Raw genomic sequence first — 2,644 nt, 5'->3', positions numbered from 1 at the left:
ACCTCGCCCACGCCTTCGGCGTGCCTACCGCCACCACCGCCTCTCACCCGTCGGGGGGGGCGGTGGCGGCGCGGGGGGGGCGGGGGGGGGCCGGCGGCCCCCCCCCCGCCCCGCGCCCGCCGCTGTGTGCCGGGGATCTGCGGCTGGATCCGGTGACCCACCGGGTGTGGCGCGGCGAGACCGAAATCGAGGTGACCGCCAAGGAATTCGCGCTACTGGAAACCTTCCTGCGGCATCCGGGCGCGGTGTTCACCCGCCAGCAGCTGCTGGAACACTGCTGGGACTTCGCGTTCGAGTCCCGCTCGAATGTGGTCGAGGTGCACATCCGCGCCCTGCGCGACAAGATCGACCGCCGGTTCGGGGTCACCAGCCTCGAGACCCTGCGCGGGGTCGGATACCGCCTCAACCCGGTCACCGCGACCGGACAGCGGGAGCCGTCGTGATCTCGCGGTGGCCCATCCGGATCCGGCTCACCGTCGCCTTCGGTGTGCTGATGGCGCTGGTGCTGTCGGGTATTGGTGTCGTCACCGTGCGCCAGGCCCGCGACGCCGCCGACGAATCGGTCACCGACGGCCCCAGCCGCGCACTGATCGAGGCGATGATCACCGACCTGCGCGGCGAACTGCTCCTCGCGTTCCCGCTGATCTGGATTCTCGCCACCGCCGGTGCCTTTCTGCTGGCCACCGCCGCACTGCGCCCGGTCGAGCGGATGCGCGCCCGCGCCGCGCAGCTGCGCCCCGACGATCCGGACCCGTACCTGCCGATTCCCGACAGCGACGACGAAATCGCGCGCCTGGGAACCACATTCAACGATCTCCTCGCGCGGCTGCACGACGCGCTCGACCGCGAGCGCCGCTTCGTCGCCGACGCCGGCCACGAACTGCGCACCCCGTTGAGCCTGCTCACCACCGAACTCGAACTCGCCCTGCGCGCACCCCGCGGCAATACCGAGCTCATCGCCACGGTGCGCGCCGCGCTCGACGACACCAACCGGCTCTCCCGCCTGGCCCAGGACCTCCTGCTGCTGGCGCGCAGCAGCGACGACGACAGCTTCCTCACCGGCGATACCCACCAACTACACCCCCTCCTCGCAGCGATCACCGACCGCTACCCGGACCCGATCGGGCTGGACTGTCCGCCGCGGCTGTCGGTGCGCGTCGACCCCGACCGCTTCGAACGCGCGATCGGCAACCTGATCGACAATGCCCTCGACTACGGGCTTCCACCCATCCACCTCACGGCGGCACAGCACGATTCGATGGTCACCATTACTGTCCGTGACCACGGGCCCGGCTTCCCACCCGAGTTCTTGCCCCACGCCTTGGACCGGTTCACCCGCGCCGACGCCGCCCGCACCCGCGGCGGTAACGGGCTCGGGCTGTCGATCGTCGCGGCCATCGCCGCCCGCCACCACGGCCGTGTCCACGCCGCCAACCATCCCGACGGCGGCGCCGTCGTGACCGTGGAATTGCCCGCCGTTGCTGACCTCGCCATCGATGGCGACACCGTGGGCGGGAAGCGCCGCTAATTCATGCTCCGCAGCCGGTGCGCGTCGTCGAACAGCGCACGCTGGGCCAGCGCACCACTACTTGCGGCGGCGATGGTGGCGGCGAGCAGCATGTACATCACCACGATCTGGTAGCGGATGGCCGTCAGCGGGTCCACTCCGGCGAGGATGAGTCCGGTCATCGCGCCGGGCAGGCTGATCAGGCCCACGACCTTGGTGGCGTCGATGGCCGGAATGAGCGCGGTGCGCAGCGCCGAGCGCCGGTACGGGGCGAACGCCTCCGAGGCGGGCAGGCCCAGGCACAGGCGGGCCTCGATACCGGGCCGGGCGCGGCGGGCGTCCTCGAGCATCCGGTGCAGGGCCAGGCCGGCGGCCTGCATGGCCCCGGCCACGATCATGCCGCCGACCGGCACCACCACGCGGGCCTGGGTCGAGATCACCCCGAGCAGCACCAGCACGGACAGGGTGGCCGCGGTGGCCGCGGCTACGCCGATCGTGGCGGCCCGGCGCGCATGCGGCAGGCCCGCACTGAACCGCCCTGAAGCGGGTGGAGACTTCGTTCAGGCCACCTCGAGGGCCGAGGCGACGGTAGGGCGCTGTTCACGATATAGCGTCTCGTACTCGACCGGCGGCAGATAGTCGATCGACGAATGCAACCGGTCCGCGTTGAACCAGCGGACCCACTCGGCGGTCTCCCGCTCGACCTCGGCCCGACCGGACCAGGACTGTGCCCGCTCGATCAGCTCGGTCTTGTAGAGCCCGATCGTCGATTCCATCAGGGCATTGTCGAGGGCATCGCCGACGCTGCCGATGGAACCGGCGATGCCCGACTCGACCAGAGCTTCGGTGAACACCAGCGACGTGTATTGAGCAGGTTCAACCGATGGAAGCAACATCCGAGGTCAGGAGGGTGTTGTGGGAAGACCGTCGGATTGGGTTCGGGAGGTTACAGGGCGAGCTCCGATGCGGTCACCGGGTCATCCCGGGCATCAGCGGGTGGTCGAGCGTGCGTTCTGGGACGAGATCGCCCGAGGTGATCTTCCCACGGAATGTGCTGTGGCGGTGGGTGTCTCACCGGTCGCGGGGACGCGATGGTTCCGTGATGCTGGCGGGATGTCGCCGTATTCGTGGAGCACT

Annotated in this window: 2 protein-coding genes and 2 pseudogenes; 2 read left to right on the top strand and 2 right to left on the bottom strand. The window is 70.2% G+C overall.

All coding sequences use genetic code 11. The features are described from left to right. Both QH270_RS29205 and QH270_RS29200 read left to right on the top strand, forming a co-directional pair. A partial coding sequence (locus QH270_RS29205) for a winged helix-turn-helix domain-containing protein (protein ID WP_280347395.1) occupies positions 1-443 on the top strand: 443 nt, incomplete at its 5' end. Then, positions 440-1,528 carry a sensor histidine kinase gene (locus tag QH270_RS29200; RefSeq protein WP_052373458.1) on the top strand — a complete coding sequence of 363 codons (1,089 nt, stop codon included), beginning with the start codon at positions 440-442 and terminating at the stop codon, positions 1,526-1,528. The genes QH270_RS29205 and QH270_RS29200, both read left to right, overlap by 4 nt. On the opposite strand, the pseudogene QH270_RS29195 reads toward QH270_RS29200, so the two are convergent. Together QH270_RS29195 and QH270_RS29190 are read right to left on the bottom strand one after the other, a co-directional pair. Beyond that, a pseudogene (locus QH270_RS29195) lies at positions 1,525-2,049 on the bottom strand (ABC transporter permease); the annotation flags it as partial. The gene QH270_RS29200 and the pseudogene QH270_RS29195 sit on opposite strands and share 4 nt — an antisense overlap. An 18-nt stretch (positions 2,050-2,067) precedes the next feature. Beyond that, positions 2,068-2,379, bottom strand: a pseudogene (locus tag QH270_RS29190) (transposase); the annotation flags it as partial. Positions 2,380-2,644: the final 265 nt, after the last annotated feature.

Origin of the sequence: Nocardia neocaledoniensis, from assembly GCF_029868625.1 — a bacterium.
Classification (GTDB): domain Bacteria; phylum Actinomycetota; class Actinomycetes; order Mycobacteriales; family Mycobacteriaceae; genus Nocardia; species Nocardia neocaledoniensis_A.
This window is presented reverse-complemented; position numbering and strand designations above follow the sequence as displayed.